Below are 24293 nucleotides of genomic sequence, written 5' to 3'. Positions count from 1 at the left end.
GAAAAATCTTAACGCACTTTACCTCACGTTAACCTTTTCCGTTCAGACCTCCTGTGGTTAACAACGGGCAACACCTCTTGACGGGGCGTTACCGCGAACTGGGGCAACGGGGGACCAGACCCATGCGTGTACTGCTGATCGAAGACGAGCCGACAACCGCCAAGGCGATCGAGCTCATGCTTACGACCGAAGGGTTCAACGTCTATTCGACCGACCTGGGCGAAGAGGGTTTGGATCTCGGCAAGCTCTATGATTACGACATCATCCTGCTCGACCTGAACCTGCCGGACATGCACGGCTACGACGTGCTGAAGAAGCTGCGCGTCGCCAAGGTGCAGACGCCGGTTCTCATCCTCTCGGGCATTGCCGAGATGGACAGCAAGATCCGCAGCTTCGGTTTCGGCGCCGACGATTACGTCACCAAGCCGTTCCACCGCGAGGAACTGATCGCCCGCATCCACGCCGTGGTGCGCCGGTCGAAGGGCCACAGCCAGTCGATCATCCGCACCGGCAAGCTGGCCGTGAACCTCGATGCGAAGACTGTCGAAGTCGACGGCGCCCGCGTCCACCTGACCGGCAAGGAATACGCCATGCTGGAGCTCCTCTCGCTCCGCAAGGGCACCACGCTGACCAAGGAAATGTTCCTCAACCACCTCTACGGCGGCATGGACGAACCCGAACTCAAGATCATCGACGTGTTCATCTGCAAGCTGCGCAAGAAGCTCAGCCATGCGTGCGGCGGCGACAATTACATCGAAACCGTATGGGGCCGCGGCTACGTGCTGCGCGACCCGAACGAAGAGGCGGAAGCCGCCTGACCTGATTACTCCTGGACGGGACAGCGAGACGCCCGCAGGCCACCGGCTTGCGGGCGTTTTGCGTGGTGCCCTGCCCCTACGCCGCGCCCGATGGATCCGCTTTCTTGCCCGATTGCCCATCTTGCTTGGAACCCGCCACGCGATCTGCGAATTTGATGGCCTGCAAACCAGACAATTCGATCGGGCCCTATGTCGTTTCTCTCGGACTATTCGGCCCAGATAGGGCTCCTGCTGCTGGCCGCGACATTTGCCGCCTTCGTGCTCGAGCGCAGGCCGCCGGTCGTCATCGCCGTCGTCTCGGCCGTGCTGATGCTGCCGCTCGGCTATCTCTCGCCCAAGCAGATGCTGGAGACCTTCTCCAATTCCGCGCCGATCACGATCGCGGCGATGTTCATCCTTTCGGGCGCACTGCTACGGACCGGGTCGCTGGAGGCGATATCGGGCTGGGTCGTCCGGCGCACCTTGCGCAAGCCCCGGCTGGCAGTGGGCGAGATCGGGGTCGGCACGCTCGCCGCTTCGGCCTTCATGAACAACACGCCGGTGGTTATCGTCATGATCCCGGTGGTCAAGCGCCTCGCCCGCGCGCTGAGGATCTCGGCGACGCGCCTGCTGATCCCGCTGTCCTACCTGACCATCCTCGGCGGCACGATGACGCTGATCGGCACCTCGACAAACCTGCTGGTCGACGGCGTGGCGCAGGAACAGGGGCAGGCCGCTTTCGGCATCTTCGAGATATCGGCCGTGGGCGCGGTCGCCGTGCTGGCGGGCTTGGTGGTGCTGCTGGTGTTCGGCCCCTTCCTCCTGCCCGACCGCGGACCGCGGGTAGGCGACGAGGAACGCGAGGACGACCTCTACCTCACGCACCTGATCCTGAACCCCGAGAGCCGCTATGTCGGCCAGCGCATCAAGGATGCCGCCTTCTCGCGCCGTCCTGGGCTCAAGGTGCAGGCGATTATGCGCGGCGGCAAGCCGGTGCGAAAGGACGTGGGCGAAGCCGTCCTTGCAGCGGGCGACCAGCTTGTCGTGGCCGGAAGCCCGGAAGAGATCGCCTCGCTCGCCGAGGCGCGCGATTTCCGCACCGGCCTCGTCGGTGTGGGCGGCGGAGTGGCGACCGCCGCGCCCGACCGGCCGCGCGACCTGCGGATCGTCGAGGCGATGGTCGCCGCATCGCACCCCGTGGTCGGGCAGCGGCTGGCCGAAATACCCATGCTGTCGCGGCTCAAGGTCCGTGTGCTCGGCCTCTCGCGGCCGCGCCATCTTGCCGGGCCTTCGCTGGCCGAGGTCCGCGTGCGACCGGGTGACCGCCTGCTGATCGCGAGCGGCACGGAAGCGCTGCAATCGCTCCAGGACAATATCCAGCTAGCAGGTGTGGGCGAAACTGCTGTCCGCCCTTTCCGCCGTGACAAGGCGCCCATCGCCATCGCCACCCTTGCCGCCGTGGTCGTCGGGGCAGCTCTCTTCGGCCTGCCGATCGAGGCGCTGGCGGTGGCTGGCGTGGCCGTTGCGCTGGCAACGCGCTGCATCGAGCCGACCGACGCCTGGGCGAGCCTCGATGGCAATACGCTGGTGCTGATCTTCGCGATGCTCGCCTTCGGCAAGGGGCTCGACAATGCAGGCACGATCGAGCTGATCGTACAGGCCATCCAGCCGTTCATGGGCGCGAGCTCACCCTTCCTGCTGATCCTGCTGGTCTATGCCGTGACCAGCGTGATGACCGAGGCAGTGACCAACAATGCCATCGCGGTCATCATGACCCCGATCGCCATCGGCCTTGCGCAGGCGGCAGGGATCGATCCGCGCCCGCTGATCGTGGCAGTGATGTTCGGCGCCAGCGCGAGCTTCGCCACACCCATCGGCTACCAGACCAACACGCTGGTCTACGGCGCGGCCAATTACCGCTTCGGGGATTTCGTGAAGATCGGCGTCCCGATGAACATCGGCGTGGGGCTGGCCACCTCGGTCGCCATCTGGATGCTCTTCACCTGAGCGCACACGCTGGACCGCAGCGTCCGGCACGGCTAACGGGCGCGCCATGTCTGCACACAAGGAAGGCGATCCGACCACGCTGAACCGGCTCTACGGGCGTAGCCAGGGCAAACCCCTGCGCGCGGCCCAGCAGGAGCTGGTCGACAAGCTGCTGCCGCAGATCGCGGTGCCCGAGGAAGGCCCGGTCACCGCCGAGCGCCTGTTCGGATTCGATCGCCCGCTCCATTTCGAAATCGGCTTCGGCGCGGGCGAACACCTCGCCTACCGGGCCGACCTGCTGCCCGACCATGGCTTCATCGGCGCAGAGCCCTTCCTCAACGGGGTGGCGCAGGCGCTGACGCATGTGCGCGACGGCGGGCTTGCCAATGTCCGCATCCAGCACGGCGATGCGCTACAGGCCCTCGCCCGCGTGCCCGACGGCGGGCTGACGATGCTCTACCTCCTTCATCCCGACCCCTGGCCCAAGGCCAAGCACGCCAAGCGCCGGATGATGAACGACGGTCCGGTGCGGATGATCGCCGACAAGCTGAAACCGGGTGGAGAATTCCGCTTCGGCACCGACCACCCGATTTACCTGCGCCACGCGCTGATGGTGATGCGCCGCTTCACGGACGAGTTCGAATGGCTGGTCGATGGCCGGCAGAGCTGGGAAAACCGCCCGTCGGGCTGGTGCGAGACGCGCTACGAGCACAAGGCGCGCAACACCTACGGCCACGAGGTCTGGTATTTCCGCTTCCGCCGCAAATAGGGCCGGAACGCCTGGCGGGGGCAGCCATTGGTGGAGCATACCCCGCACAGGAGCGCGTTCTTGATTACCACCACCAACCCCGCCACCGGCGAAACCATCGCGGAATACGAAACGCTCGATGCGAACGGCATCGATGCGAAGCTGGAGGTGGCAACGCGGGCCTATCGCGACTGGCGCACCAGCCCCGTTGAGCAGCGCACGCAGCTGCTGGCGCGGCTGTCGGAGCTTTATCTCGAACGCAAGGAAGAGCTCGCAAGGCTCGCGGTGACCGAGATGGGCAAGCCGATCACGCAGGCGCGCTCCGAAGTCGAAAAATGCGCCAGCCTGTTCGCCTATCTCGCCGAACACGGCCCGCCCATGCTGGAATCGGAATTCTGGGAACTGGGCGATGGCGGCAGGGCCGAAGGGCGGTGGCTGCCGCAGGGGCCGGTGCTGGCGGTCATGCCGTGGAACTTCCCCTATTGGCAGGTGGTCCGCTTCCTCGCCCCCACCATCCTTGCCGGTAACGTCGGCGTGCTGAAACACGCCAGCATCGTGCAGGGCGTCGCGCACAAGATGGAAGAGCTGGTGCTGGAAGCCGGCGCGCCCGAAGGCCTGTTCCAGAACCTGTGCGTTTCGTCCGACCCGATTTCCGATGTCATTGCCGACACGCGCATAGTCGCGGCCACGCTCACGGGGAGCGAAGGCGCGGGCAGCGCGGTCGCCGCGCAGGCGGGGAAGCACCTGAAGAAGGTCGTGCTGGAACTCGGCGGATCGGACCCCTTCATCGTCATGCCGTCCGCCGATCTCGACAAGGCAGTCGAGGACGCGGTTTTCGCGCGCATCCAGAACAACGGCCAGTCCTGCATCTGCGGCAAGCGGACCATCGTCCATACCGACATCCACGATGCCTTTGCCGACAAGTTCATCACGGCACTGAAGGCCATCGAGCCGGGCGATCCGATGGACGACGATACGAGGCTCGGCCCGCTTTCGAGCGAGGGGCAGCGCGATACCGTCCTCGAACAGGTCGACAAGGCGAAGCAGGAAGGCTGCGCGCTCCTGTTCGGCGCGGAGAAACTCGATCGCGCCGGGGCATGGATGACCGCTGGCCTGCTCACCGATGTCCCGCTCGCCAGCGATACCGGAACGGACGAAATCTTCGGACCCGTGGGCCAGATCTACAAGGCGAAGGACATCGAGGAGGCGATCGCCATCGCCAATGCCATTCCTTTCGGTCTGGGTTCTGCCGTCTGGACCCGCGACGAGGAAGAGCGCGAGATCTTCGCCAACCGCATCGAGGCGGGCATGACGACCTTCAACGCGGTCAACGGATCGAAGATCGAAGCGCCCTTCGGCGGCATCAAGAAATCGGGCTTCGGGCGCGAATTGTCACACCACGGCCTGCATGAATTCATGAACCTCAAGACGCTGGTCTACCCGGCAGAAGGACAATCCGCATGAGCAAGACCATCCTCATCGTCGGCGCATCGCGCGGCATCGGCCTCGGCCTCGCACGCGAATTCAAAGCGCGCGGCTGGAACGTGATCGCGACCGAACGCTCGCACAGCGACGAACTTCATGCCCTTGGCGGTGTGACGATCCAGACGATGGACGTGACCGATCCGGACAGTTTCGAAGGCTTCGACACCCCGCTCGATGCGCTGATCGTCAACGCTGGCATCACCGGCGCAAGGCACCAGTCGGCCGAGCAGGCTACGGGCGAGGAAGTGGCAGAGGTCATGATGACCAACGCCTTCGGCCCGGTGCGGCTGGCCAAGACGCTGCTGCCCCGCGTGGCGGATGGCGGGACCATCGCCTTCATGACCTCGCTGATGGGCTCGATCGAGGACAGCTCGGGCGGGTACGAACTTTACCGCACCAGCAAGTGCGCGCTCAACATGCTGGCCAAGGGCGTGGCGGAACAGGATGCCGGACCGCGCAACATCGCGACGCTGGCGCTCCATCCCGGCTGGGTCCAGACCGACATGGGCGGGCCAAATGCGCCGACCAGCGTCGATGAAAGCGTGAAGGGCCTTGCCGATGTAGTCGAGAGCGCGGGGGGAGGAGAGTTTCGCTACGTCGACTACACCGGCAAGGACCTGCCGTTCTAGCGCCTCACGGGCGCCAGAAGGTTTGCCCGGTCAGAACCGGAAACCGACGCCTGCAACCAGCTGGTCGGTCGTGGCATCGCCCTGGTCGAGATCGGCCAGGTCATTGTACTTCGAACGGCGGTATTCGACCTTCGCTTCCAGCGCGCCGGGCAGCTGGAACTGCAGGCCCGCGCCGTAGCGGAAGCCGTCGGCATTCTCGTCGAGATCGGACAGCGAACCGCTTTCGGTGAAGGCCTTGGTGTCGAGCGCGGTGTAACCGGCCTTGCCGTAAGCCGCGATGCCAGGCGTGATGGCGAAGCCGGCGCGCGCGCCGACATAATACTGGCCGTTGGCTTCAAGGCCTTCACGCGCACCGCCGAAGCTGTCCGGGAAGCTGGTCGAACCGTCGCTAGTCGACAGCTCGCCCTCGAGGCCGACGAAGGCGCTTCCGAGGCTGAGGTCGTAGCCTGCCGTGATGCCGTAGACGGCGCTGTCGGCGCTGGCGGTGGCGCTGCCGTCGGCCGCATCCACGTCAAGGCCCTGGTAGCCGCCGATCACGCCGATATGGAGTCCGCCGGGAGCGGCGTTCTGGTCCTGCGCCATGGCCGGCGCGGCAGCGAAGCCTGCACCGATGGCGGCGAGCGCGATGATTTTCTTCATGTTGTGGGTATTCCTTGTTCTGCTTTCCCCGTTGGGGCGCGGCCTTTGCGCAAGGCCGCCTTGCGCGCGGCTTAACCGCGCGGCCAGCTTGCAGAACCGCTCGACGAGCCGTGCGGGAAGCTAGGCGAGAACCTGCCGGAGCGTGTCCAGCAGCGCCGCCGAATCTTCCTCGTCATTGTAGAGATGCGGAGTGACGCGCAGCGACTGGCCGCGGGCCGAAACGAACACCTGCGCCTCCGCCAGTTTCTCGGGCAGCCCCGCAGGCAGGCCGCCGGGGAATTCGAGCCCGAGGAAATGCGCCGCGCGCGTGCCGAGCGGCGCTGCCCCCAGGCCGAGGGTCGCCGCCTCCTCGGCGATCGCCTGCGTCTTCGCGGCAAGTGTCTCGGCGATCGCGTCGACCCCGTGACCGGTCAGGAAATCGAGCGCTGCGCCCGCCCCCATCAACAGCGGGGCATTGGATTTCTCACCCATGTCGAAACGCCGTGCGCCAGGCTGGAAATCGTCGCGATAGTCGACCAGCCGGGCAAAATCCTCCGATCCGGCGCGGTTGATCCAATTGTGCTCGATCGGCTCGCCCCCGTGATGCTTCGGATCGACGTAGAGCATCCCGATGCCATAGGGCCCCATCAGCCACTTGTAGCAGGCGGCAACCGCGAAATCGGGCTTCACCGCCGCGAAATCGAGCGGCATTGCGCCCAGCGACTGGGTCAGATCCAGCACCAGCGCGGCGCCGGTTTGGCGGCACCTTTCGCCGACCCTCACCAGATCGACCACGCGTCCGTCTGCCCAGTGGCAGTTTGGCACGGCAACGATGGCGGTATCCTCGCCGATCGCGTCGAGGACTGCGCCGGTCCAGCAATCCTGCGACGGGCGCTGCACCGCAATCACCTCGCCGCCTTCGCGCTTGGCCTTCTCCTGCCAGGGATAGACGTTGGAAGGAAACTGGTCGCCCAGCGTCACCACCTTGCGGCCCGGCCCCAGCGAGAGGTTCTTCGCCGCCACGGAAATCGCATAGCTGACGGACGGCACCACGGCGATGCAATCGGCATCGACCCCGGCCAGTCCCGCCGCCTTGGACCGGAAATCCTCGACCACGCGAAAGAAGTCGGGCGGGCGGAAATCCCACGGCTGCTCCTTCAGCCGCGCGCCTTCCACCATCGCCGCCGTGACCGCGTGCGAGTGCGGCGCCATATAGGCGCAGCTGAGATAGTGAACCTCCCGCGGGATCGAGAACAGGTGGCGCTGCGAGCCGATCAAGGCGTCAGCCCAGCACGCCCGCACTCGCCAGCACCGCCAGCGTCAGGATATCGGGCGCAATCGAGGTCATCGGCGCGATCTGCACCGGCTTTTCCATCCCGATCATCATCGGCCCGACCGTGGTCTCGCCGCCGAGTTCGCGCAGCAGCTTGGCCGACAGGTTCGCCGATTGCAGGCCGGGCATGATCAGCACGTTGGCCGGACCCGACAGGCGACTGAAGGGATAAAGCGCCATGACCTTGGGGTTGAGCGCGGCATCGGGCGCCATTTCGCCCTCGTATTCGAAGTTCACGTTCGGGTCGGCATCGAGCAGCGCCACCGCATCGCGGATATTGGCCAGCCACTGGCCCGACGGATTGCCGAAAGTGGAATAGGACATGAAGGCGACGCGCGGTTCGTGCCCCATGCGGCGCGCGACGGCAGCCGTCTCGCGCGCGATGTGGGCCAGCTGTTCGGCGCTCGGCCGCTCGTTGATGGTCGTGTCGGCAAGGAAGGTCGTCTGGTTCTTGCCGATCATCATGTGGATGCCGAACGGCACTGCGCCGGGCTTCGCATCAAGCACGCGGCCGACCTCACGCGCGGTCTGCGCGAAGGTGCGGGTAAGGCCCGAAATCATCCCGTCGCCATGGCCCAGCGCCACCAGCAAGGCGGCGAAGACGTTGCGCTCCTGATTGACCATGCGGCCCACGTCGCGCTCGGTATAACCGCGGCGCTGCATGCGCTTGTAGAGATAGTCGACCATGGCCGGGACCTTGTCCGACACGGCCGAGTTCTCGATGATCCAGTCGTCGGGATCTTCCACCGCCAGTTCGACCAGCTTCTCGCGCACCTTCTCGGTGCGACCGACAAGGATCGGTTCGCCATAGCCAAAATCGCGGAACTGGATCGCAGCGCGAAGCGCCACTTCCTCTTCCGCTTCGGCAAAGACCATGCGCTTGGGATTCGCCTTGGCGAGTTCGTAAATATTGGTCAGTGCCGCCGTGGTCGGGTTGAGGCGGGCCTTCAGCTTGTGGCGGTATTCCTCCATGTTCTCGATCGGGGCCTGCGCCACGCCCGAATCCATCGCCGCCTGCGCGACCGCGCTGGAGACGACTTCCATGAGACGCGGATCAAAGGGCGCGGGAATGATGTATTCCTCGCCGAACTGGTGGGTCACTCCGTAGGCGGCGGCCACTTCCTCGGGCACGCGCTCGCGCGCCAGTTCGGCGATGGCCCGGGCAGCGGCAATCTTCATTTCCTCGTTGATCGCTGTCGCCTGCACGTCGAGCGCGCCGCGGAAGATGAAGGGGAAGCCCAGCACGTTATTGACCTGGTTGGGATAGTCGCTGCGCCCGGTGGCGATGATCGCATCGGGGCGCACAGCCTTGGCATCTTCCGGCATGATTTCGGGCACCGGATTGGCCATGGCAAAGATGATCGGCTTGTCCGCCATCCTGGCGACCCATTCGGGCTTCAGTGCGCCGGCCGCCGAGAGGCCGAGGAAGACGTCGGCACCTTCGAGCGCTTCTTCGAGGCTGCGGGCCTCGGTTTCGACTGCGTGCGCGCTCTTCCACTGATCGACGCCATCGCGGCCCGGATAGATCGGGCCCGTGCGATCGCACACGATAACGTTCTCGTGGCGCACGCCGACCGACTTGATGAGCGCGGTGCAGGCGAGCGCCGATGCCCCTGCCCCGTTGACCACCATCTTCACGTCTTCGAGCTTGCGGCCGGTCAGGTGGCAGGCATTGATCAGGCCAGCGGCGGAAATGATCGCGGTGCCGTGCTGGTCGTCATGCATGACCGGGATGTTCATGCGTTCGCGCAGCGCCTGCTCGATGATGAAGCATTCCGGCGCAGCGATGTCTTCGAGGTTGATGCCGCCGAAGCTCGGCTCCATCAGCGCGACCGCCTCGATGAACTTGTCGGGATCTTCGGTGTCGAGTTCGAGATCGATGGAATCGACATCGGCGAAGCGCTTGAACAGGACGGCCTTGCCTTCCATCACCGGCTTCGACGCGAGTGCGCCCAGATTGCCGAGGCCAAGAATGGCGGTGCCGTTGGAGATCACCGCGACGAGGTTCGAGCGCGCGGTGTATTTCGCCGCATCCTGCGGATTGGCTGCAATCGCTTCGACCGGCGCGGCGACGCCCGGCGAATAGGCAAGCGACAGGTCGCGCTGGCTCGCCATCGGCTTCGATGCGATGATCTCGATCTTACCGGGACGGATGGTCTCGTGGTAGAACAGCGCCTCGCGCGTGGTGAATGCGGTCGGTTTCTCGTCGTCCATGTGCGTCCTTGTCTCTATCCGGCCCCGCCCTAAGGGCATTTTCCGCGAAGTCATAGGGGAAAGGCGCCTCCCGCCGACTCCCGAATCGCCAAGCCCCTCGCTAGGCCGGTCCCATGTCCGGCAAGCCTACCCCGATGATGCAGCAATATCTCGCGCTGAAACGCGAGGCCGGCAATGCGCTGCTGTTCTACCGGATGGGCGACTTCTTCGAGCTGTTTTTCGAGGATGCGAAAGTAGCCTCGGGAGTGCTCGACATCGCGCTGACCAGCCGCGGCGAGCACGGGGGCGAGCCTGTGCCCATGTGCGGCGTACCGGTGCATGCGGCGGAAGGCTATCTCGCCCGGCTGATCAAGGCGGGTTGCCGCGTTGCCATCGCCGAACAGACTGAAACGCCCGACGAGGCCAAGGAGCGGGCGAAGCGCGAAGGCACCCCGACGTCGAAGGCGCTGGTCGCCCGCGATATCGTGCGCTTCGTCACTGCCGGCACGCTGACCGAAGAGGCGCTGCTCGAGCCGCGCCGGGCCAACCTGCTGGTCGCCATCGCGCCGGTACGCGACGGCGTGGGCCTTGCTTCCTGCGACATCTCGACCGGGCGGATGGAACTGGAAGAATGCGCGCCGCAGGCGCTCGATGCGGCCCTTGCGCGGCTTGGGGCAAGCGAGATCGTCGCGCCCGATGACTGGGAGGATGCGCCTGCCGATGTCATCCCCCGCCCGCGTCCCGATTTCCGGAGCGAGGAAGGCGAAGCGCGGCTGAAGGCGGTCCACGGCGTGGCGACGCTTGACGGGCTCGGCGATTTCACGCGGCCCATGCTGGCGGCTGCAGGCGGACTGGTCGCCTATCTCGCCCATGCCGGGCGCGGCACGCTGCCGTTCCTGCTGCCTCCCGTCGCCCGCGGCAGCGGCGCGCATCTCGCCATGGACGCAGCGACGCGCGCCAGCCTCGAAATCCTCGAGGCGCAAGGCGGCGGACGGACCGGTTCGCTCATCGCCTGTGTCGATCGATGTTCGACGGGAGCAGGGGCTCGCCAACTGGCCGAAGACCTTTCCGCCCCGCTCGCCGACCGGGGTGCGATCGAGGAGCGGCTGGCCGCAGTCCAGCATTTCCACACCGATCCCCTGCTGCGCGCCGACCTGCGCGCAGTGTTGCGGCAGGCGCCGGACATCGGCCGCGCTCTGGGTCGCCTCGTCGCGGGGCGCGGCAGCCCGCGCGATCTGGGCCAGATCCGCGACGGCCTGTCGGAAGCGCGGCGCGTTCGGGACATGCTGGCCGCAAGCCCTGACCTGCCAGCGCTGCTCCAGCGGATGACGGGCGCCCTCGGCGGCCATGCGGCCCTGGTCGACCACCTCGCCCGCGCGCTCGTTCCCTCCCCGCCAACCGAGCGTAGTCAGGGCGGCTTCATTGCAGCCGGCTATGACCACTCGCTCGACGCACTGCGGGAAGCTTCGGGCAATGCCCGCAAGGCCATCGCCGCGCTGGAAGCGAAATACCGCGAAGAGACCGGGACGCCCTCGCTCAAGATCAAGCACAACAAGGTGCTCGGCTATTTCATCGAAGTTCCTGCCAAGCACGGCGACAAGTTGATGGCAGCCGACAGCGGCTTCACCCATCGCCAGACCATGGCCGGCGCGGTGCGGTTCAATTCGGTCGGCCTGCACGAGGAAGCGACCCGGATCGCCGAAGCGGGCGGCCATGCACTCGCCACCGAGGACGCGCATTTCGAGGTCCTGCTCAGCGAAGTCGTGGCCGCGCGCGAGGCAATCGCAGCCACTGCTGCCGCGCTTGCCCGCATCGACGTGTCCGCAGCGCTCGCCGAACGGGCAGTGGAAGGCGACTGGTCGCGGCCCGAGATGCTCGACGAGCCTTGCCTCGAAGTGACCGGCGGGCGTCACCCGGTCGTGGAGCAGGCATTGGCCAAGGCAGGCGAACGCTTCGTCGCCAACGATTGCGCCTTGGGGCCGGATGATCGCCTGTGGCTCATCGGCGGCCCGAACATGGGCGGCAAGTCGACCTTCCTGCGCCAGAACGCGCTGATCCTGTTGCTGGCGCAGGCCGGCAGCTTCGTCCCTGCCTCCTCGGCGCGGATCGGCCTTGCCGACCGCCTGTTCAGCCGCGTGGGGGCATCGGACAACCTTGCCCGCGGACGCTCCACCTTCATGGTCGAGATGGTGGAAACCGCCGCCATCCTGTCGCAGGCGACCGAGCGCAGTTTCGTCATTCTCGACGAAGTGGGGCGCGGCACGTCGACCTATGATGGTATGGCGCTGGCCTGGGCGGTGGTGGAGGCCGTGCACGAGCAGCTGAAGTGTCGCTGCCTGTTCGCAACGCACTACCACGAGCTGTCCCGGCTCGCCGACACCTGCGATGCGCTTTCGCTCCACCATGTGCGGGCGCGCGAGTGGAAGGGCGACCTCGTCCTGCTCCACGAGCTCGCAAAGGGCGCGGCGGATCGCAGCTATGGCCTGTCGGTCGCCAAATTGGCTGGCGTGCCTGCGCCGATCATCCGGCGGGCCAAGGCGGTGCTCGACAAGCTGGAAAAGGGCCGCGCGGAAACCGGCGGACTTGCTGCCGGGCTTGGCGATTTGCCCCTGTTCGCTGCCAGCCTCGAAGCGCCGGAAGCGGCCGACGACGGCTTGCGCAAGATGCTCGAAGCGCTTGACGTCGACACGCTCAGCCCGCGCGAGGCGCTGGAAAAACTCTACGAACTCAAGGCCGAAGCCGGATCAACGAAGGCTTAACCGCGCCGCGCATATAGTTGCGCGTCATGGAAACCAGCCTGTTTACCACCCAGCGCAAGAAGCTCGTGATGATCGGCCTGTTCCTTCTCGCTGTCGTGGCGATGGTAGGGCGCGAGGAAGACCCGGGCATGTTGCAGAGCCTTGCCGACCAGTCGGCCGAAGCCACTGCGCGCCCCGTAGTGGCTGCGCCAGCCGCAGCCCCGGCGCAGGCACAGGCGCAACCGCGCCAGCAGGCCTCGCCCGAACTCGACAGCTGGTATTCCGAAGCCGGTAGCCTGGATGCGCCCGCCGAAACGACGCCGGAAGACCAGAGCTGGCTGGTCAACGATACCGAGCCGCTGGTCTCGACCGACCCCGTCGCGGCCCAGTAATCCGGAACGCCTGCCTTCCTCGCTCGCTTCTAGGGCATGGCCCAGGACGATCCGCCCGAGAAACCCGACAAGAGCACCCAGTGGGCTGAACTGCGCACCGACCTTGCCGAAGACCGCAACATCATGGCGATGGAGCGGACCTTTGCCGGCTGGATACGGACATCCTTCGCCGCTATCGGCATCGGCCTTGGCTTCAAGGCCGTGTTCGGCGCATTCGACCCGCCGTGGCTGGCGAAGGCCATCGCCACGGTCTTCATACTTGCAGGTGGCTGGTTGGCGATCACCGCCCAGAAACGCGCTTGTCGCACGCTGGAACGGCTCGACGCGCACAAGTTCGAAGCCATTTCGACACCGAACTTCCGCGCCCTCGCCTATTCGGTCGCCGCAGGTTCGCTAGTGCTGACTGCAGGCCTCTGGATCCTCAACGACGGCAATCTGGGCGGCTAGCTGTCGTCCTCTTCGAATTCGGCATCATGGCCTTCGCCATACTTGCCGGCATTGTCGTCCATGTTGGGTTCGCCGCGAAATGCGCCCATGTCGATCCGGCCCGAGCTTTCCATGTCGCGCATGTGATCGACGGTGTCCTGCGTGGAATCGCCCATCAGACCCGAGGAATGCGGACCCTTTGTACTTTCGGTCGGCGAAAGCGTTTCCGAAGTCAGCGAACGGGCCTGCTCGGCCACTTCCTGTGCCTGCGAGCGGTGATCGTCCTGCTCGTCATTATGCGTCTCGGGCGCGAGGCCCGACTGGCGCATTTCCTGGCTCTCTGCCTTGGTGTCGGTCATGCAAGATCTCCTTTGCATGACCAACGGGCGGGCGGCCTGCGCGGTTCCTAACGCGTGGGGGCCGGCACCTCGCCCGAGTAGTCGTAGAAGCCGCGACCGGTCTTGCGGCCAAGCCAGCCGGCCTCGACATATTTCACCAGCAGCGGCGCGGGACGGTACTTGCTGTCACGCGTGGTCCGATACAGCACCATCAGGATGTCGAGGCAGGTGTCGAGCCCGACGAAATCGGCCAGCTGGAGCGGGCCCATCGGGTGGTTGAGACCAAGGCGGCAGCCCTTGTCGATATCCTCGATGCCGGCCGTCGACTGGCCAAGGACGAAGATCGCCTCGTTGATCATCGGCAGCAAGATGCGGTTCACGACGAAGCCCGGCTCGTCCTGCGACAGCACGACTTCCTTGCCCAAAGCCTCGGCAAATGCCTTGGTGCGAGCGGTCGTTTCTTCGCTGGTGGCGAGGCCGGGAATGACTTCGATCAGGCCCATCACCGGCACGGGGTTGAAGAAATGCAGGCCGATGAAGCGCGCCGGATCGGGCGAGTAATTCGCCATGCGCGTGATCGGGATGGAGCTGGTGTTGGAAGCCATGATCGCACCGGCGCCCAGCTTATCGCCCGCCTTTTCGAAAATGGCCTTCTTGATTTCTTCCTTCTCGGTCGCCGCCTCGATGATCATCTCGGCTTCGTCCATGCGGGCATAGTCGCCCACCGGGGTGATGCGCGACAGCGCCGCTTCGGCATCGGCGATCTCGATCTTGCCGCGGCCGACCAGCTTGCCCAGCGCCTTGTCGATGCCTGCGTGCGCTTTCGCCGCGACTTCGAGGCTGACGTCGGCCAGCAGCACCTGCATGCCGTGCTGGGCAATGGTCTGCGCGATGCCCGAACCCATCTGGCCCGCACCGATGATCGCGATCGTCTTGGTCACTTGGAAATTCCTTCGCACGTGCAGCAAAGCGCGCGGTCTAGCGAAGGTGGCGGGGGCTGGCTAGCGGCCAGTTAGCGGTTTTGGCCCGGAATCCACTTTACGTCCGCCCTGCCGCCGTCATTGGCCAACCGTGCAAGGACGAAGAGATAGTCCGACAGCCGGTTGATATAGGCGAGCGCCTGCGGGTTGACCGGCTCTGCCGCAGCCATGGCGGTCATAGCGCGTTCGGCACGGCGGGCGGACGCGCGGGCGACATGGAGGCGCGCCGCGGCCTCGCTTCCGCCGGGCAGCACGAAGCTGGTCAGCGGCTCGAGCTGTTCGTTGGCCGCGTCGATGGCCTGTTCGAGCCAGGCGACCTGGCCGGCAACGATGCGCAGGACCATTTCGGACGGTGCGAAATCCTCGCCCTCGCCAGCAGGCGTGGCGAGGTCGGCACCGAGGTCGAACATGTCGTTCTGGATGCGGTAGAGCGTATCGCCCGGCGCGCTACCCGCCAGCACCACCGCCGCAAGGCCGAGGGCGGAATTCGCCTCGTCCACCGCGCCGATCGCTTCCATGCGCGGAGCGTGTTTGGCAAGGCGCGAACCGTCGACAAGACCGGTGGTCCCGTCGTCGCCCGTGCGAGTATAAATCTTGTTGAGCTTTACCACCCCCGCAGCCCGCCTAGCTGGCGACTGCGAGCATGATCGCGATGATGATGATCGCCACCGCCTGCCACTTCACGCGCGCCATCATGGCGCGGTTCTGCTTGAGCTGCATCTCGGTCGCATCGACCTGCTCGCCGCTCTCGAGGTCGATCTTGGTGCTTTGCAGGAAAGCGACCACGCCGCGCACGAGTGAAACGACGACCATGACCATGGCCGCGATGAGCAGGATGACGAAGAACGTGTTCATGGGGATTACCTAGGCATTGGCGAGAGAAATTCCAGCCGGAAACTCTCCAGCGCGCAGGCGGGCTGCAAGTTCCCGTCCGTCCTCGCCATCCTTGCGCCTCTGGGCAAGGCTGGGGGAGTTGCGGCGCTTGGCAAGTTTCTGCCCGGTGTCGTCCAGCAGGATGGGATGGTGATGGTATTCGGGCACCGGCAGGCCCAGCAATTCCTGGAGGACCCGGTGGATATGCGTCATGGCGAAAAGGTCCTGCCCGCGCGTCACCAGCGTCACACCGTCTGCAGCATCGTCCAGCGTGGCGGCAAGGTGGTAGCTCGCCGGCGCATCCTTCCTGACCAGCACGACATCGCCGAAGACCCGCGGGTCCGCCACCATCACGCCGTTCGTCTCGTCTTCCCAGATGACCTCGCCCACCCGCGCCAGCGCCTTGTCAACATCCAACCGCAGCGAAACGGGCTTTTCGGGATCGAAATTCTGTCCCTTGCAGGTGCCGGGATAGACGGCCCCTTCCGGCCCCAGGCGCGGTTCGAGCGCGGCGATTTCGGCCCGCGTGCAGGTGCAGGGATACAGCAGGCCCTCGTGGAGGAGGAACTGGGCCACCTCCTCGTAATTGGCGAGGCGTTTGGACTGGGCGGGCACTTCCTCCCACTCCAGGCCGAGCCAGGCGAGGTCCTCGCGGAATTCGTCGGGCTTTTCGGGGAGCGAGCGCACCCCGTCGATATCCTCGATCCGCAGGAGGAATTTCCCGCCCCGTTCCCTGGCAATGTCGTGTGCCACCACGGCCGAATAGGCGTGCCCCAGGTGGAGCGAACCATTGGGACTTGGGGCGAAGCGCGTGACTACCAAATGACCGGACTCGCTGGATAAGCCTGTGGAAAGCCTGTCTGTAACAGTCTTGACCCGTATCTGTGCAAGTGCATTCTCACAGCCATCGGGGAGGAACGCCGAAGTGTTCAGGGCCGAACTGCTTGAACGGGCCGCAAGGTTCCGAAGTACGGACGGGGATCCGACCCGCAATCTGCAGTCGTGTCCGTCACTCGTCCTGAATGCCGATTACACCCCGCTTTCCTATTACCCGCTCAGCCTCTGGCCATGGCAGACCGCGATCAAGGCCATCTTCCTCGACCGGGTGGACGTCATCGCCACCTACGACCGCGAGGTCCATTCCCCCAATCTCGACATGAAGATCCCCAGCGTGATCGCGCTAAAGCAATATGTGCGCCCAAGCGAATTTCCCGCCTTCACCCGCTTCAACCTGTTCCTGCGCGACCGGTTTTCCTGCCAGTTCTGCGGGGACATGAACCATCTCACTTTCGATCATGTCATTCCGCGCCGGCTGGGCGGCAAGACGACTTGGGAAAACATCGCCACCGCCTGCGCGCCCTGCAACATGAAGAAGGGCGGCCGCACGCCGAAGCAGGCAGGGATGCAGCTTTACAACGAGCCGATCCGCCCGACGCACTGGCAGCTGCAGCAGCATGGCAAGATGTTTCCGCCCAACTACCTCCACGAAACCTGGCGCGACTGGCTCTACTGGGACATCGAGCTGGAAGAGTAAGGGTGCGGACATTCGCTTGACCGCCGCGCAAGGCAGCGGTTAGCCCGCATCGATGACAGCTATTTCGATCCTGCCGGTCCAGCCTGACGAGGTTTCTATCTTGGCCGCGATCGGGCGCCGGACCTTCGAGCAGACTTTCGCTGCCGGAAACAATCCCGACGATTTTGCCGTCTACCTCGACCGGGCGTTTTCGCAGGAGCAGCTCGAACAGGAACTGCAGAATCCGGATTCCCACTTCTATTTTGCGCGGATCGGGGACGAGATCGGCGGGTATCTCAAGACCAACACCGGGAGTGCCCAAACCGAGGCAGTCGAAGGCCGTACATTGGAAATCGAGCGCATTTACGTCGATGAAACGATGCAGGGCACGGGCGTCGGCAAGGCGCTTTTCCAGCATGCCGTCGGGCAGGCCGAAGCGATGGCGGCCGACGCCGTGTGGCTCGGGGTGTGGGAAGAAAATCCCAAGGCGATCGAGTTCTATTCGCGGCAGGGCTTCAAGGCTTTCGGCGAACACGAATTCACGATCGGGGACGATGTGCAGCGCGATATCCTGATGCGCCGCGCACTCTAGTTAGGGCGGCAGTAAAGCGTCATAGCGGGCAGTACCCGTAGTTACAGCGACCCGATTATTCGCTTGTCCAAGAAAACTCCGTAAATTATTCAATCGTTGACGCCAATCTTGGCGCAAGGAATTGAACGATCATGAGAATTACTGGTGTCGCTTTCCTCCTGCCGCTGGCGGCAGTCCTTGGCGGTTGCGTGTCGACGGCCATCGACCAGGCAGGCAACAAGCTGGCCGATCTGTGCGAATCCAACGGACCGAACACGCGGATCGCATCTCCCACCGCGGAATCTCAGGGCGGGATGTTCGGCAATGTCGTCGTCACCGGCGATTGCGTCTCCCCCGGCGACGAGGGTTACGAGGACGCCATGACGATCGAGGAATATCGCGCCAGCCTGGGCAAGCGGCCGCAGTAAGGGCACAAGGCCCAGCCTGTCAGGTGACGGCCGCTCGCTCGCGAAACTCGCTGCGCTGCCATTCGCCGGTCTCGAGCACCTCGGCGAGGTGCCTCACGGCCTCGGCCATGTCTGCGAAACGCAAGTAGGCAGGCGCGAACCCGAAACGCAGGATGTCGGGATCGCGGAAGTCGCCGATCACGCCGCGCGCGATCAGCGCCTGGCAGATGGCGTAGGCATCGCCGTGGCGGAACGAGAGCTGGCTGCCGCGCTGCGCGGGATCTGCCGTGCTGACGAGTTCCAGTTGGACACCCGCTTCGAAAAGGCATTGGCGGAAAAATTCCGACAGCTTCTGCGACTTGGCATAAAGCCGCTCCACCCCGATCTCGGCAATGAGGTCGACGCCCACTTCCAGCGCGGCGAGGCCAAGGATGCCGGGCGTGCCGCACAGCAGGCGATCAACGCCTGCAGCAGGCGTATAATCGTCGCTGAACTCGAACGGTTTCGCGTGCCCCATCCAGCCACTCAGCGGCTGCGCGATGGCCTCGTGATGCCGCTTAGCGACGAAAGCGTAAGCCGGTGCGCCCGGGCCTCCATTCAGGTACTTGTAGCCGCACCCGACCGCGAAATCGGCCCGGCAGGCCTCGAGGTTCACCGGCAGCGCACCGCCCGAATGCGACAGGTCCCACAGCACCAGCGCGCCCGCCTCGTGCGCCACGCGGGTGAGTGCCTCCATGTCGAACAGCTCCCCCGTCTTGTAATGCGCGTGAGTGAGGAGCAGCAGCGCGACATCATCGTCCAGCGCATCGGCCAGTTCCTCGCGGGCGACCAGCCTACGCTGCGCCAACCCCTGCTTTTCGAGGCCTTCGATCATATAGACATCGGTCGGGAAATTGCCCGGCTCGCTCAGCACGGTCTTGCGCCCCGGCTGCATGCCAAGCGCGGCGGAGATGAGCTTGTAAAGGTTCACCGAGACGCTGTCGCAGGCGATGACCTCGTGCGGCTGCGCGCCGATGAGCGGGGCGATCTTCGCCCCGACGCGCTGCGGCAGGTGGATCCAGTCCGCGTTGTTCCAGCTGCGGATGAGATCATTGCCCCACTCGCCCCGGACGACCTGTTCGAGACGCGCCGGCGTGTCCTTGGGCAGGCAGCCGAGGGAATTGCCGTCGAGGTAGATGACGCCCTCGGGCACGTCGAAACGGTCGCGGAAACTTGCCAGCGGGTCCGCCGCGTCGAGGCTGCGTGCGCGCTCAAGCATCGCGAAGTTCCCTGAGGATCGCGCGTGTCAGGCCGGCATCGCCGCCGCCCACCTTGAGTGGCAGTGCAATAAGCTCATAGCGGCCCTCGGCCACATCATCGAGCACAAGACCTTCGAGGATGCGCATGTCGTTTCTCGCCACGGCCTTGTGGGCATCCATGGTCTTGGAATCCTGCGGATCGACGCTGGGGGCGTCTGTGCCCACCAACTTTACACCCTGCAGCGCGAGCCACTCGATCGTCTCCGCGGCGATAGGCTTCCAGTCGCTGCGCCATTCGTCATGCGGGAATGCATCCCAGGTGCGGAACAGCACCCTGTCCGCGCTGCCAAGGTGCGGCAGGTCGGCGACGTCGATCTCTCCGGAAACGCCGCGTGCATCCACCACAAGGCACTCGCCGATGAAGGGATCGAGTTCCATCTGCGCCGCGTCCATACCGGCGGCGTCATAGTGCAGCGGCGCGTCGGCATGGGTGCCCGAATGCGTGCTCATCACCATCCGGCCGACATTGACCGGCGAGCCGTCCTCCATTCGCCATGTGCGCTCGAACTCGAAGGCGGTATCGCCCGGCCAGACGGGCAGTCCGGGGCGCAGCACCTGGCTGATATCCCAGATCCGCCGCGAGCTGCGCCAGGAACTCATATCGCGGTCCTCACGCTCAGCAGCTCGGGGAAGAAGGCCTGCTGCAAGACACCGGCGAGGTAGGGCACGCCGGGCGTGCCGCCGGTGCCGGTCTTGAAGCCGATGATCCGTTCCACCGTCTTCAAATGACCGAAGCGCCAGCGCTGGAAGTGATACTCGAGGTCGACCAGCTTCTCCGCCAGCTCGTAAAGGTCCCAGTGCGCCTTGGGATCGCGGTAGATTTCGGCCCATGCCGCCTCGACCTCGGGCGAATGCGCCCACGGTTCCCCGACATCGCGGTCTAGGACCGCCACAGGAATGGCGGAGCCGCGCCGCGCGAGCAGGGCGACCGTTTCGGCGTAGATGCTCTTGCGACCAAGCTCGGCCCGTAGCTGCCCCGCCACCTCGGGCGTGGTCTCGTGCATCTTCACCATCGCCGGCTTCCGGCCGCCGAGAAGGAATTCCATCATCCGATACTGCGCGCTCTGGAACCCGCTGGAGGAACCGAGGTGCGGCCGGATCGTCGAATAGTCGTGCGGCGTCATCGTGCTCAGCACGTCCCAGCTCTGGATCAGCTGTCCCTGTGCGCGGGCGACGCGGGCGAGCATCTTGAAGGACGGGCGCAGCCGGTCGTCGCGGATGCAGTCGCGCGCGGCGAAGAGTTCGTGCAGGCACAGCTTGAGCCATAGCTCGCTCGCCTGGTGGACGATGATGAACAGCATCTCGTCATGCGCATCCGACGAGGGGTGCTGCGCCGTGAGAATGCGGTCGAGATCGAGATAGGAGGAATAGGTCACGTCCTGCGTCATGCGCGCAGCCTTATGGCCGCTGGAACCGGCGCGCAATGGCCGCGCCCCCGACGCAGGCAAAACTACTGGTCGATGACCCGCGTCTCGGGGTGGTGGCGGTCGAGATGCTTCTTGATCGTCTTCAGATTCTTGGTGTTCGAGCGATAGAGCACGTCGAACGCATCGCCCAGCAGCGGCACGGCGCCTACTGCGGTGTCGAAGCCGATGCGACCCATCATGTGCCAAAGCTTCCACTTCGGAATGCCGAGATTGCGGGCTTCCCACACGATATAGCTGCCCATGGCGGCCGTGATGATGTCGCCCAGTACCGGCACGAAGCCGATGATCGTATCGAGGCCGATCCGGTAGTTCGTGCCCGGGATGACCATGCTGCGCTCGAGGATCATCTCCAGCGCTTCCACCCGGCGGCGGATGGATTGGGGGTCGTTGCCCATGGGCAGTTCGATGCCGAATGCCTGCGCAGAAGCGCGGTCGGCACGGGGCTCCTCGCGACCGGTGTAGATATCGATCGGGGTCAGGCGATTGTCGTCCATGCCCTTTAGATGGGCGCGAGGGTCAACGGGAACAAGGGATGGAAGCCCCAGGGGTTCTCCGAAAAGCCCTCGACTTCCGAACGGGTCTGGGTCCAGCGGATGGGTGCGCCGAGCGGGATGTAGAGGTTCGTCGCCGCCAGCGTGGCCTCGGCCTCGAGCAGATAGGAGGCTTCTTCCTCCGCATTGGCAGCATCGGTGGCGAGCGAAACGAGGAAATCGACGTCCTCGGAGCAGATGCGCGGCGAGATGCTGCAGTTGAACTGGTTGAGGAACCAGCGGGGCCCCGCATAGCGCGCGACCCGGTCGCGCAGGACCATGTCGGCCCGCGATTCAGCAGCGGCGCGTTCGAGCACGATCCCGACTGCCGAGAGGTCCTTGGCAATGCTGGCGAACAAGAGGTCCGAACCGGGCCCTTCGGGTAGAGCGAGGGAGACGCTCGGCGCGGTGCCGTTCGAGGCGCGCCACCCGGCTGCCCGCTGTGCCGCGCGCGCCCTGCGCTGGTCGAGCGACAGCCCTTCCCAGCGCTCCGGCGAAGGTGCGACGCCTGGCAGGTCCGCAGGGACGATCCGGGCAGAAGCGCTCCAGCCGCCGATGCCGAGCGCGCTGGCAATGGCATTGCGGTCGATGGCCAAGGCAATCGCTTCCCGGTTCGCCGCATCCGCAAGGAAGCCGCGCTGCTGCCTGACGTCGAGGCCGAACAAGCCAATCGCCGAATCGAGCCTGACGGTTGCGCGCGAAAACGTGCTCGTCGAGGCGCGCGGGAGGTCCTGTATCCGCCCGCCAAGGATGAGGTCGTAGCGGTTCTGCTGGAAGCCTTGCGCCGCCTGTTCGGCAGGCACGGTCTGGAAGCGGATCGCGCGCATGCCTTCGCCCCACTCGGGCTGCGAGGGCTGGCCGCGCAGTTCGGGTGCCATCGCCTCGAGCAGCCAGGCATCGCCGTCGCGCGCCGCGCTCATCGGGCCGGTGCGGGCGGCTTCTGCCGAGATGCCGAGCTCCGGCTGGGCCAGCACCTGCAGCAGACCAGGCATGGGACTCTTCAGGCGGATTTCCACCACGCGCCCGGTCATGGCCCTGATCTCTGCGACCTTCTGCAAGTCGAGGCCGAGACTGGTTCCATCCAGCCGCGCGATCGTGCGCCGAAGCGAATCGCGCACCATGGTTGCCGTCAGGCGCTCGCCGCTCGGCAGGTCGAATTCGGTGATCCGGAAGATGTAGCTTTCACCGTCATCGGTGACGATCCAGCGTTCGGCGATGCCGGGAACGACCTCGCCGGCGGCATTCAGCCGGACGAGGCCCTGCTGGGTCGAAGCCCGGACCAGCTGTGCGGCCGGACCGATGCGGAGGCCTTGCTCGAAAGCATCTTCGGGTTGTCCGATGAAAGCGACGTCGAGCACACCGTCATCCTCGCGCCCCGAACAGGCGGCAAGGACCAGCACGGCAAGGGTGAGGACGAGGCGGCGCATTGCGCTGGGTTAGCAGCGCACCGCCGTCGTGCAAGGCAATCAGAGCTTGCGCAGCTGCGAAGGGTCGCGCTGGTAGAAGCCGATCGGCCTGGTGTGGCGCGGCGCGACACTTTCCGAGACGGCCATCACCGCACGGGCGGCCTTGGCGTCGATCTCTTCCTCGAAGGCGATGCCGAAGCGGTTGCCCTGCGTCCACGCGACAACGCCGCGAACCGGCTTGGTATTGCGCAGTTCGACCGTGACCCGATCCCCGCGGGAGAGGGCCAGCAGCCCTTCTGCCATCATGCCGCCGTCCGACAAATTGCGCACCTTGACCCTGACCGCCTCACCAGCCGCACCGGCGTGCAGGGTTGCAGTCAGGAAGAGACTGTCACGGTTCAGGTTTCGCGTGTCTATCATCGACAAGGGAGTGGGCTCCGAGCAGCTTCGCGCGCCGACCCGAAAACCGGGTGCGCTGCCGCCGAAACTAGCGATTTACCGATGAAGAAATGGTTACCCGCGCAGCAAGATTTCCTAGGAAAATCAATCGTCGCGCGAGATCTTTTCCTTGCGTTCATGCGCGGTCTGCGCCTCGACCGTCATGGTGGCGACCGGTCGGGCGATGAGACGGCGCAGGCCGATCGGATCGCCGGTGACCTCGCAATAGCCGTATTCGCCCTGGTCGATGCGGCGCAGCGCAGCGTCGATCTTGGCGATGAGCTTGCGCTGGCGGTCGCGGGTGCGCAGTTCGATGCCCCAATCGGTTTCCGACGATGCGCGGTCGTTGAGGTCGGGCTCGCGGATCGGGCCGTCCTGCAAATGCTGGAGAGTGAGCCCGGCCGCGTCGTGGATCGATTTCTTCCAGTCGAGCAGGAGCATGCGGAAGTAATCGAGCTGCTGGTCGCTCATGTATTCTTCGTCGTCGGACGGAACATAGTCCGGAGCGACAGCCGCCTTTGCCTTGGCGAGCTTGTCGGAAACACTCGAAGCCGAAGTGGCCATTGACCTCGTAATCCTTCTACCCATCGGAACGGATGCCGCGTCGCCCTGCTGGTCCGGATCTTTCCGGTACCTCGCCGCCTGTTCGATGGCGCGGCCTATAGGTCGCACGACTTTCCGGCACAAGGCGCAATCCCAATCCTTTCACCGACCTGTGACAAATGGACCGCATCCCCGGCGAGGTAACGAAAACCGCGTTAACCTTTTATTGACCATAACAGGCGAGGACTGTCCTCACCCGGCGGGGGGCCGGGCCAATGGGGGAAGTTCGAAATGACCGTACTGACGAGCATCGAAGGGGGCGCCGGCCGCATCGACCAGACCGGTGAAGGCGAAGCGACCATCGCTGAATATCTGGGTGCGTTTGCCAAGGGCAGCATCGACGCGCTCTACGACCTGGGCGTTGCTTTCTCGACCGGCAGCCACGGCGTGGCCTGCGACATGATCGAGGCGCACAAGTGGTTCAACATCGCCGCATCCAAGGGTCACGAGGAAGCTGCCTGGTGCCGTGCCGACATTTCGGACGAAATGACCGCCCGCGAAATTTCCGAAGCTCAGCGCCGTGCACGCCAGTGGCTGTGCGAAGGCGAACGCCGCGTCGCCTGA

At 65.2% G+C, this 24293-nt stretch carries 27 protein-coding genes; 12 read left to right on the top strand and 15 right to left on the bottom strand.

Annotation, left to right across the window (positions count from 1 at the left end):
* The first annotated feature begins 122 nt into the window (after nt 1-122).
* The 5 genes from ctrA to LC083_RS07665 all read left to right on the top strand — a co-directional run bounded on the left by ctrA (nt 123) and on the right by LC083_RS07665 (nt 5645).
* A complete protein-coding gene (gene ctrA, locus LC083_RS07685; protein ID WP_160596098.1) occupies nt 123-818 on the top strand; it encodes a response regulator transcription factor CtrA in 696 nt (231 codons plus the stop codon).
* A gap of 189 nt (nt 819-1007) precedes the next feature.
* On the top strand, nt 1008-2804 hold the full coding sequence (locus LC083_RS07680; RefSeq protein WP_226699857.1) for an SLC13 family permease: 1797 nt from the start codon (nt 1008-1010) through the stop codon (nt 2802-2804).
* 46 nt (nt 2805-2850) lie between these two features.
* On the top strand, nt 2851-3552 hold the full coding sequence (gene trmB / locus LC083_RS07675) for a tRNA (guanine(46)-N(7))-methyltransferase TrmB (RefSeq protein ID WP_226699856.1): 702 nt from the start codon (nt 2851-2853) through the stop codon (nt 3550-3552).
* A 60-nt stretch (nt 3553-3612) separates the two neighbouring features.
* Nucleotides 3613-4995, top strand: a complete 1383-nt coding sequence (locus tag LC083_RS07670) for an NAD-dependent succinate-semialdehyde dehydrogenase (RefSeq protein ID WP_226699855.1) — start codon at nt 3613-3615, stop codon at nt 4993-4995.
* On the top strand, nt 4992-5645 hold the full coding sequence (locus LC083_RS07665; RefSeq protein WP_226699854.1) for an SDR family NAD(P)-dependent oxidoreductase: 654 nt from the start codon (nt 4992-4994) through the stop codon (nt 5643-5645). The genes LC083_RS07670 and LC083_RS07665 overlap by 4 nt, the downstream gene beginning before the upstream one ends.
* Before the next feature lie 30 nt (nt 5646-5675).
* On the opposite strand, the gene LC083_RS07660 is transcribed toward LC083_RS07665, so the two are convergent.
* The 3 genes from LC083_RS07660 to LC083_RS07650 form a co-directional block, all read right to left on the bottom strand.
* Complete coding sequence (locus tag LC083_RS07660) at nt 5676-6284, bottom strand: outer membrane protein (RefSeq protein WP_160608778.1); 609 nt, start codon at nt 6282-6284, stop codon at nt 5676-5678.
* A 120-nt stretch (nt 6285-6404) separates the two neighbouring features.
* Nucleotides 6405-7541, bottom strand: a complete 1137-nt coding sequence (locus LC083_RS07655) for an aminotransferase class V-fold PLP-dependent enzyme (protein WP_226699853.1) — start codon at nt 7539-7541, stop codon at nt 6405-6407.
* A 4-nt stretch (nt 7542-7545) separates the two neighbouring features.
* Nucleotides 7546-9810: an NADP-dependent malic enzyme gene (locus LC083_RS07650; protein ID WP_226699852.1), complete on the bottom strand. Its 2265-nt coding sequence runs from the start codon at nt 9808-9810 to the stop codon at nt 7546-7548.
* A gap of 113 nt (nt 9811-9923) precedes the next feature.
* Here LC083_RS07650 and mutS point away from each other — a divergent pair, with 113 nt between their 5' ends.
* Genes mutS through LC083_RS07635 form a run of 3 tightly spaced genes read left to right on the top strand, consistent with a single transcriptional unit; the run spans nt 9924 to nt 13366 of the window.
* Nucleotides 9924-12548 (top strand): DNA mismatch repair protein MutS, encoded by a 2625-nt coding sequence (mutS, locus tag LC083_RS07645; RefSeq protein WP_226699851.1) that lies wholly within the window; start codon nt 9924-9926, stop codon nt 12546-12548.
* A 26-nt stretch (nt 12549-12574) separates the two neighbouring features.
* The gene (locus tag LC083_RS07640) at nt 12575-12919 is read left to right on the top strand and encodes a hypothetical protein (protein ID WP_226699850.1); all 345 of its coding nucleotides are present in this window, start codon (nt 12575-12577) and stop codon (nt 12917-12919) included.
* A gap of 36 nt (nt 12920-12955) precedes the next feature.
* Nucleotides 12956-13366 (top strand): YidH family protein, encoded by a 411-nt coding sequence (locus LC083_RS07635; RefSeq protein ID WP_226699849.1) that lies wholly within the window; start codon nt 12956-12958, stop codon nt 13364-13366.
* Here LC083_RS07635 and LC083_RS07630 read toward each other — a convergent pair.
* The 5 genes from LC083_RS07630 to gluQRS form a co-directional block, all read right to left on the bottom strand.
* Entirely contained in the window at nt 13363-13704 is a 342-nt protein-coding gene (locus tag LC083_RS07630; RefSeq protein ID WP_226699848.1) for a hypothetical protein, read from the bottom strand. The two genes, LC083_RS07635 and LC083_RS07630, sit on opposite strands and share 4 nt — an antisense overlap.
* A gap of 47 nt (nt 13705-13751) precedes the next feature.
* Complete coding sequence (locus LC083_RS07625; RefSeq protein ID WP_226699847.1) at nt 13752-14624, bottom strand: 3-hydroxyacyl-CoA dehydrogenase NAD-binding domain-containing protein; 873 nt, start codon at nt 14622-14624, stop codon at nt 13752-13754.
* A gap of 71 nt (nt 14625-14695) precedes the next feature.
* Nucleotides 14696-15274 (bottom strand): cob(I)yrinic acid a,c-diamide adenosyltransferase, encoded by a 579-nt coding sequence (locus tag LC083_RS07620; RefSeq protein ID WP_226699846.1) that lies wholly within the window; start codon nt 15272-15274, stop codon nt 14696-14698.
* A 13-nt stretch (nt 15275-15287) separates the two neighbouring features.
* On the bottom strand, nt 15288-15518 hold the full coding sequence (locus LC083_RS07615) for an HIG1 domain-containing protein (RefSeq protein ID WP_160608769.1): 231 nt from the start codon (nt 15516-15518) through the stop codon (nt 15288-15290).
* Nucleotides 15519-15527: 9 nt separating this feature from the next.
* On the bottom strand, nt 15528-16358 hold the full coding sequence (gene gluQRS, locus LC083_RS07610; RefSeq protein ID WP_226699845.1) for a tRNA glutamyl-Q(34) synthetase GluQRS: 831 nt from the start codon (nt 16356-16358) through the stop codon (nt 15528-15530).
* Nucleotides 16359-16461: 103 nt separating this feature from the next.
* On the opposite strand from gluQRS, the gene LC083_RS07605 reads away from it, so the two are divergent.
* The 3 genes from LC083_RS07605 to LC083_RS07595 all read left to right on the top strand — a co-directional run bounded on the left by LC083_RS07605 (nt 16462) and on the right by LC083_RS07595 (nt 18048).
* On the top strand, nt 16462-17070 hold the full coding sequence (locus LC083_RS07605) for an HNH endonuclease (RefSeq protein ID WP_226699844.1): 609 nt from the start codon (nt 16462-16464) through the stop codon (nt 17068-17070).
* A gap of 52 nt (nt 17071-17122) precedes the next feature.
* Nucleotides 17123-17641 carry a GNAT family N-acetyltransferase gene (locus tag LC083_RS07600; protein WP_226699843.1) on the top strand — a complete coding sequence of 173 codons (519 nt, stop codon included), beginning with the start codon at nt 17123-17125 and terminating at the stop codon, nt 17639-17641.
* Between the two features lie 131 nt (nt 17642-17772).
* Nucleotides 17773-18048, top strand: a complete 276-nt coding sequence (locus LC083_RS07595) for a hypothetical protein (protein ID WP_226699842.1) — start codon at nt 17773-17775, stop codon at nt 18046-18048.
* A gap of 19 nt (nt 18049-18067) precedes the next feature.
* Here LC083_RS07595 and kynU read toward each other — a convergent pair whose 3' ends face one another.
* The 7 genes from kynU to dksA form a co-directional block, all read right to left on the bottom strand.
* Nucleotides 18068-19285, bottom strand: coding sequence for a kynureninase (gene kynU / locus LC083_RS07590; protein WP_226699841.1), 1218 nt, complete (start codon nt 19283-19285; stop codon nt 18068-18070).
* The gene (gene kynB, locus LC083_RS07585) at nt 19278-19925 is read right to left on the bottom strand and encodes an arylformamidase (protein ID WP_226699840.1); all 648 of its coding nucleotides are present in this window, start codon (nt 19923-19925) and stop codon (nt 19278-19280) included. The genes kynU and kynB overlap by 8 nt, the downstream gene beginning before the upstream one ends.
* Complete coding sequence (locus tag LC083_RS07580) at nt 19922-20713, bottom strand: tryptophan 2,3-dioxygenase (RefSeq protein ID WP_413469446.1); 792 nt, start codon at nt 20711-20713, stop codon at nt 19922-19924. The genes kynB and LC083_RS07580 overlap by 4 nt, the downstream gene beginning before the upstream one ends.
* A gap of 62 nt (nt 20714-20775) precedes the next feature.
* On the bottom strand, nt 20776-21147 hold the full coding sequence (locus LC083_RS07575; protein WP_226700035.1) for a DUF4112 domain-containing protein: 372 nt from the start codon (nt 21145-21147) through the stop codon (nt 20776-20778).
* 104 nt (nt 21148-21251) lie between these two features.
* On the bottom strand, nt 21252-22709 hold the full coding sequence (locus LC083_RS07570; protein ID WP_226699838.1) for an ABC transporter substrate-binding protein: 1458 nt from the start codon (nt 22707-22709) through the stop codon (nt 21252-21254).
* Nucleotides 22710-22748: 39 nt separating this feature from the next.
* Nucleotides 22749-23108 (bottom strand): PilZ domain-containing protein, encoded by a 360-nt coding sequence (locus tag LC083_RS07565; protein WP_226700034.1) that lies wholly within the window; start codon nt 23106-23108, stop codon nt 22749-22751.
* Nucleotides 23109-23231: 123 nt separating this feature from the next.
* Nucleotides 23232-23690, bottom strand: a complete 459-nt coding sequence (gene dksA / locus LC083_RS07560) for an RNA polymerase-binding protein DksA (protein ID WP_160608759.1) — start codon at nt 23688-23690, stop codon at nt 23232-23234.
* Between the two features lie 270 nt (nt 23691-23960).
* Between dksA and LC083_RS07555 the strand changes: the two genes are divergently transcribed.
* Nucleotides 23961-24293: a sel1 repeat family protein gene (locus LC083_RS07555; protein WP_160608758.1), complete on the top strand. Its 333-nt coding sequence runs from the start codon at nt 23961-23963 to the stop codon at nt 24291-24293.

Origin of the sequence: Qipengyuania gaetbuli (assembly GCF_020524765.1) — a bacterium.
GTDB classification, from domain to species: domain Bacteria; phylum Pseudomonadota; class Alphaproteobacteria; order Sphingomonadales; family Sphingomonadaceae; genus Qipengyuania; species Qipengyuania gaetbuli_A.
Note: the sequence above shows the minus strand (reverse complement) of the source record. Positions and strands in the feature narration are given on the sequence as shown.

Coding starts and splice junctions, on each gene's coding strand:
- LC083_RS07575 (WP_226700035.1), bottom strand. CDS start 21,147: ATGGGCAACGACCCCCAATCCATCCGCCGCCGGGTGGAAGCGCTGGAG.
- LC083_RS07660 (WP_160608778.1), bottom strand. CDS start 6,284: ATGAAGAAAATCATCGCGCTCGCCGCCATCGGTGCAGGCTTCGCTGCC.
- LC083_RS07595 (WP_226699842.1), top strand. CDS start 17,773: ATGAGAATTACTGGTGTCGCTTTCCTCCTGCCGCTGGCGGCAGTCCTT.
- LC083_RS07615 (WP_160608769.1), bottom strand. CDS start 15,518: ATGAACACGTTCTTCGTCATCCTGCTCATCGCGGCCATGGTCATGGTC.
- LC083_RS07565 (WP_226700034.1), bottom strand. CDS start 23,108: ATGATAGACACGCGAAACCTGAACCGTGACAGTCTCTTCCTGACTGCA.
- LC083_RS07640 (WP_226699850.1), top strand. CDS start 12,575: ATGGAAACCAGCCTGTTTACCACCCAGCGCAAGAAGCTCGTGATGATC.
- kynB (WP_226699840.1), bottom strand. CDS start 19,925: ATGAGTTCCTGGCGCAGCTCGCGGCGGATCTGGGATATCAGCCAGGTG.
- mutS (WP_226699851.1), top strand. CDS start 9,924: ATGTCCGGCAAGCCTACCCCGATGATGCAGCAATATCTCGCGCTGAAA.
- LC083_RS07635 (WP_226699849.1), top strand. CDS start 12,956: ATGGCCCAGGACGATCCGCCCGAGAAACCCGACAAGAGCACCCAGTGG.
- LC083_RS07555 (WP_160608758.1), top strand. CDS start 23,961: ATGACCGTACTGACGAGCATCGAAGGGGGCGCCGGCCGCATCGACCAG.
- LC083_RS07580 (WP_413469446.1), bottom strand. CDS start 20,713: ATGACGCAGGACGTGACCTATTCCTCCTATCTCGATCTCGACCGCATT.
- LC083_RS07570 (WP_226699838.1), bottom strand. CDS start 22,709: ATGCGCCGCCTCGTCCTCACCCTTGCCGTGCTGGTCCTTGCCGCCTGT.
- trmB (WP_226699856.1), top strand. CDS start 2,851: ATGTCTGCACACAAGGAAGGCGATCCGACCACGCTGAACCGGCTCTAC.
- dksA (WP_160608759.1), bottom strand. CDS start 23,690: ATGGCCACTTCGGCTTCGAGTGTTTCCGACAAGCTCGCCAAGGCAAAG.
- LC083_RS07665 (WP_226699854.1), top strand. CDS start 4,992: ATGAGCAAGACCATCCTCATCGTCGGCGCATCGCGCGGCATCGGCCTC.
- LC083_RS07600 (WP_226699843.1), top strand. CDS start 17,123: ATGACAGCTATTTCGATCCTGCCGGTCCAGCCTGACGAGGTTTCTATC.
- kynU (WP_226699841.1), bottom strand. CDS start 19,285: ATGCTTGAGCGCGCACGCAGCCTCGACGCGGCGGACCCGCTGGCAAGT.
- LC083_RS07680 (WP_226699857.1), top strand. CDS start 1,008: ATGTCGTTTCTCTCGGACTATTCGGCCCAGATAGGGCTCCTGCTGCTG.
- LC083_RS07630 (WP_226699848.1), bottom strand. CDS start 13,704: ATGACCGACACCAAGGCAGAGAGCCAGGAAATGCGCCAGTCGGGCCTC.
- LC083_RS07650 (WP_226699852.1), bottom strand. CDS start 9,810: ATGGACGACGAGAAACCGACCGCATTCACCACGCGCGAGGCGCTGTTC.
- ctrA (WP_160596098.1), top strand. CDS start 123: ATGCGTGTACTGCTGATCGAAGACGAGCCGACAACCGCCAAGGCGATC.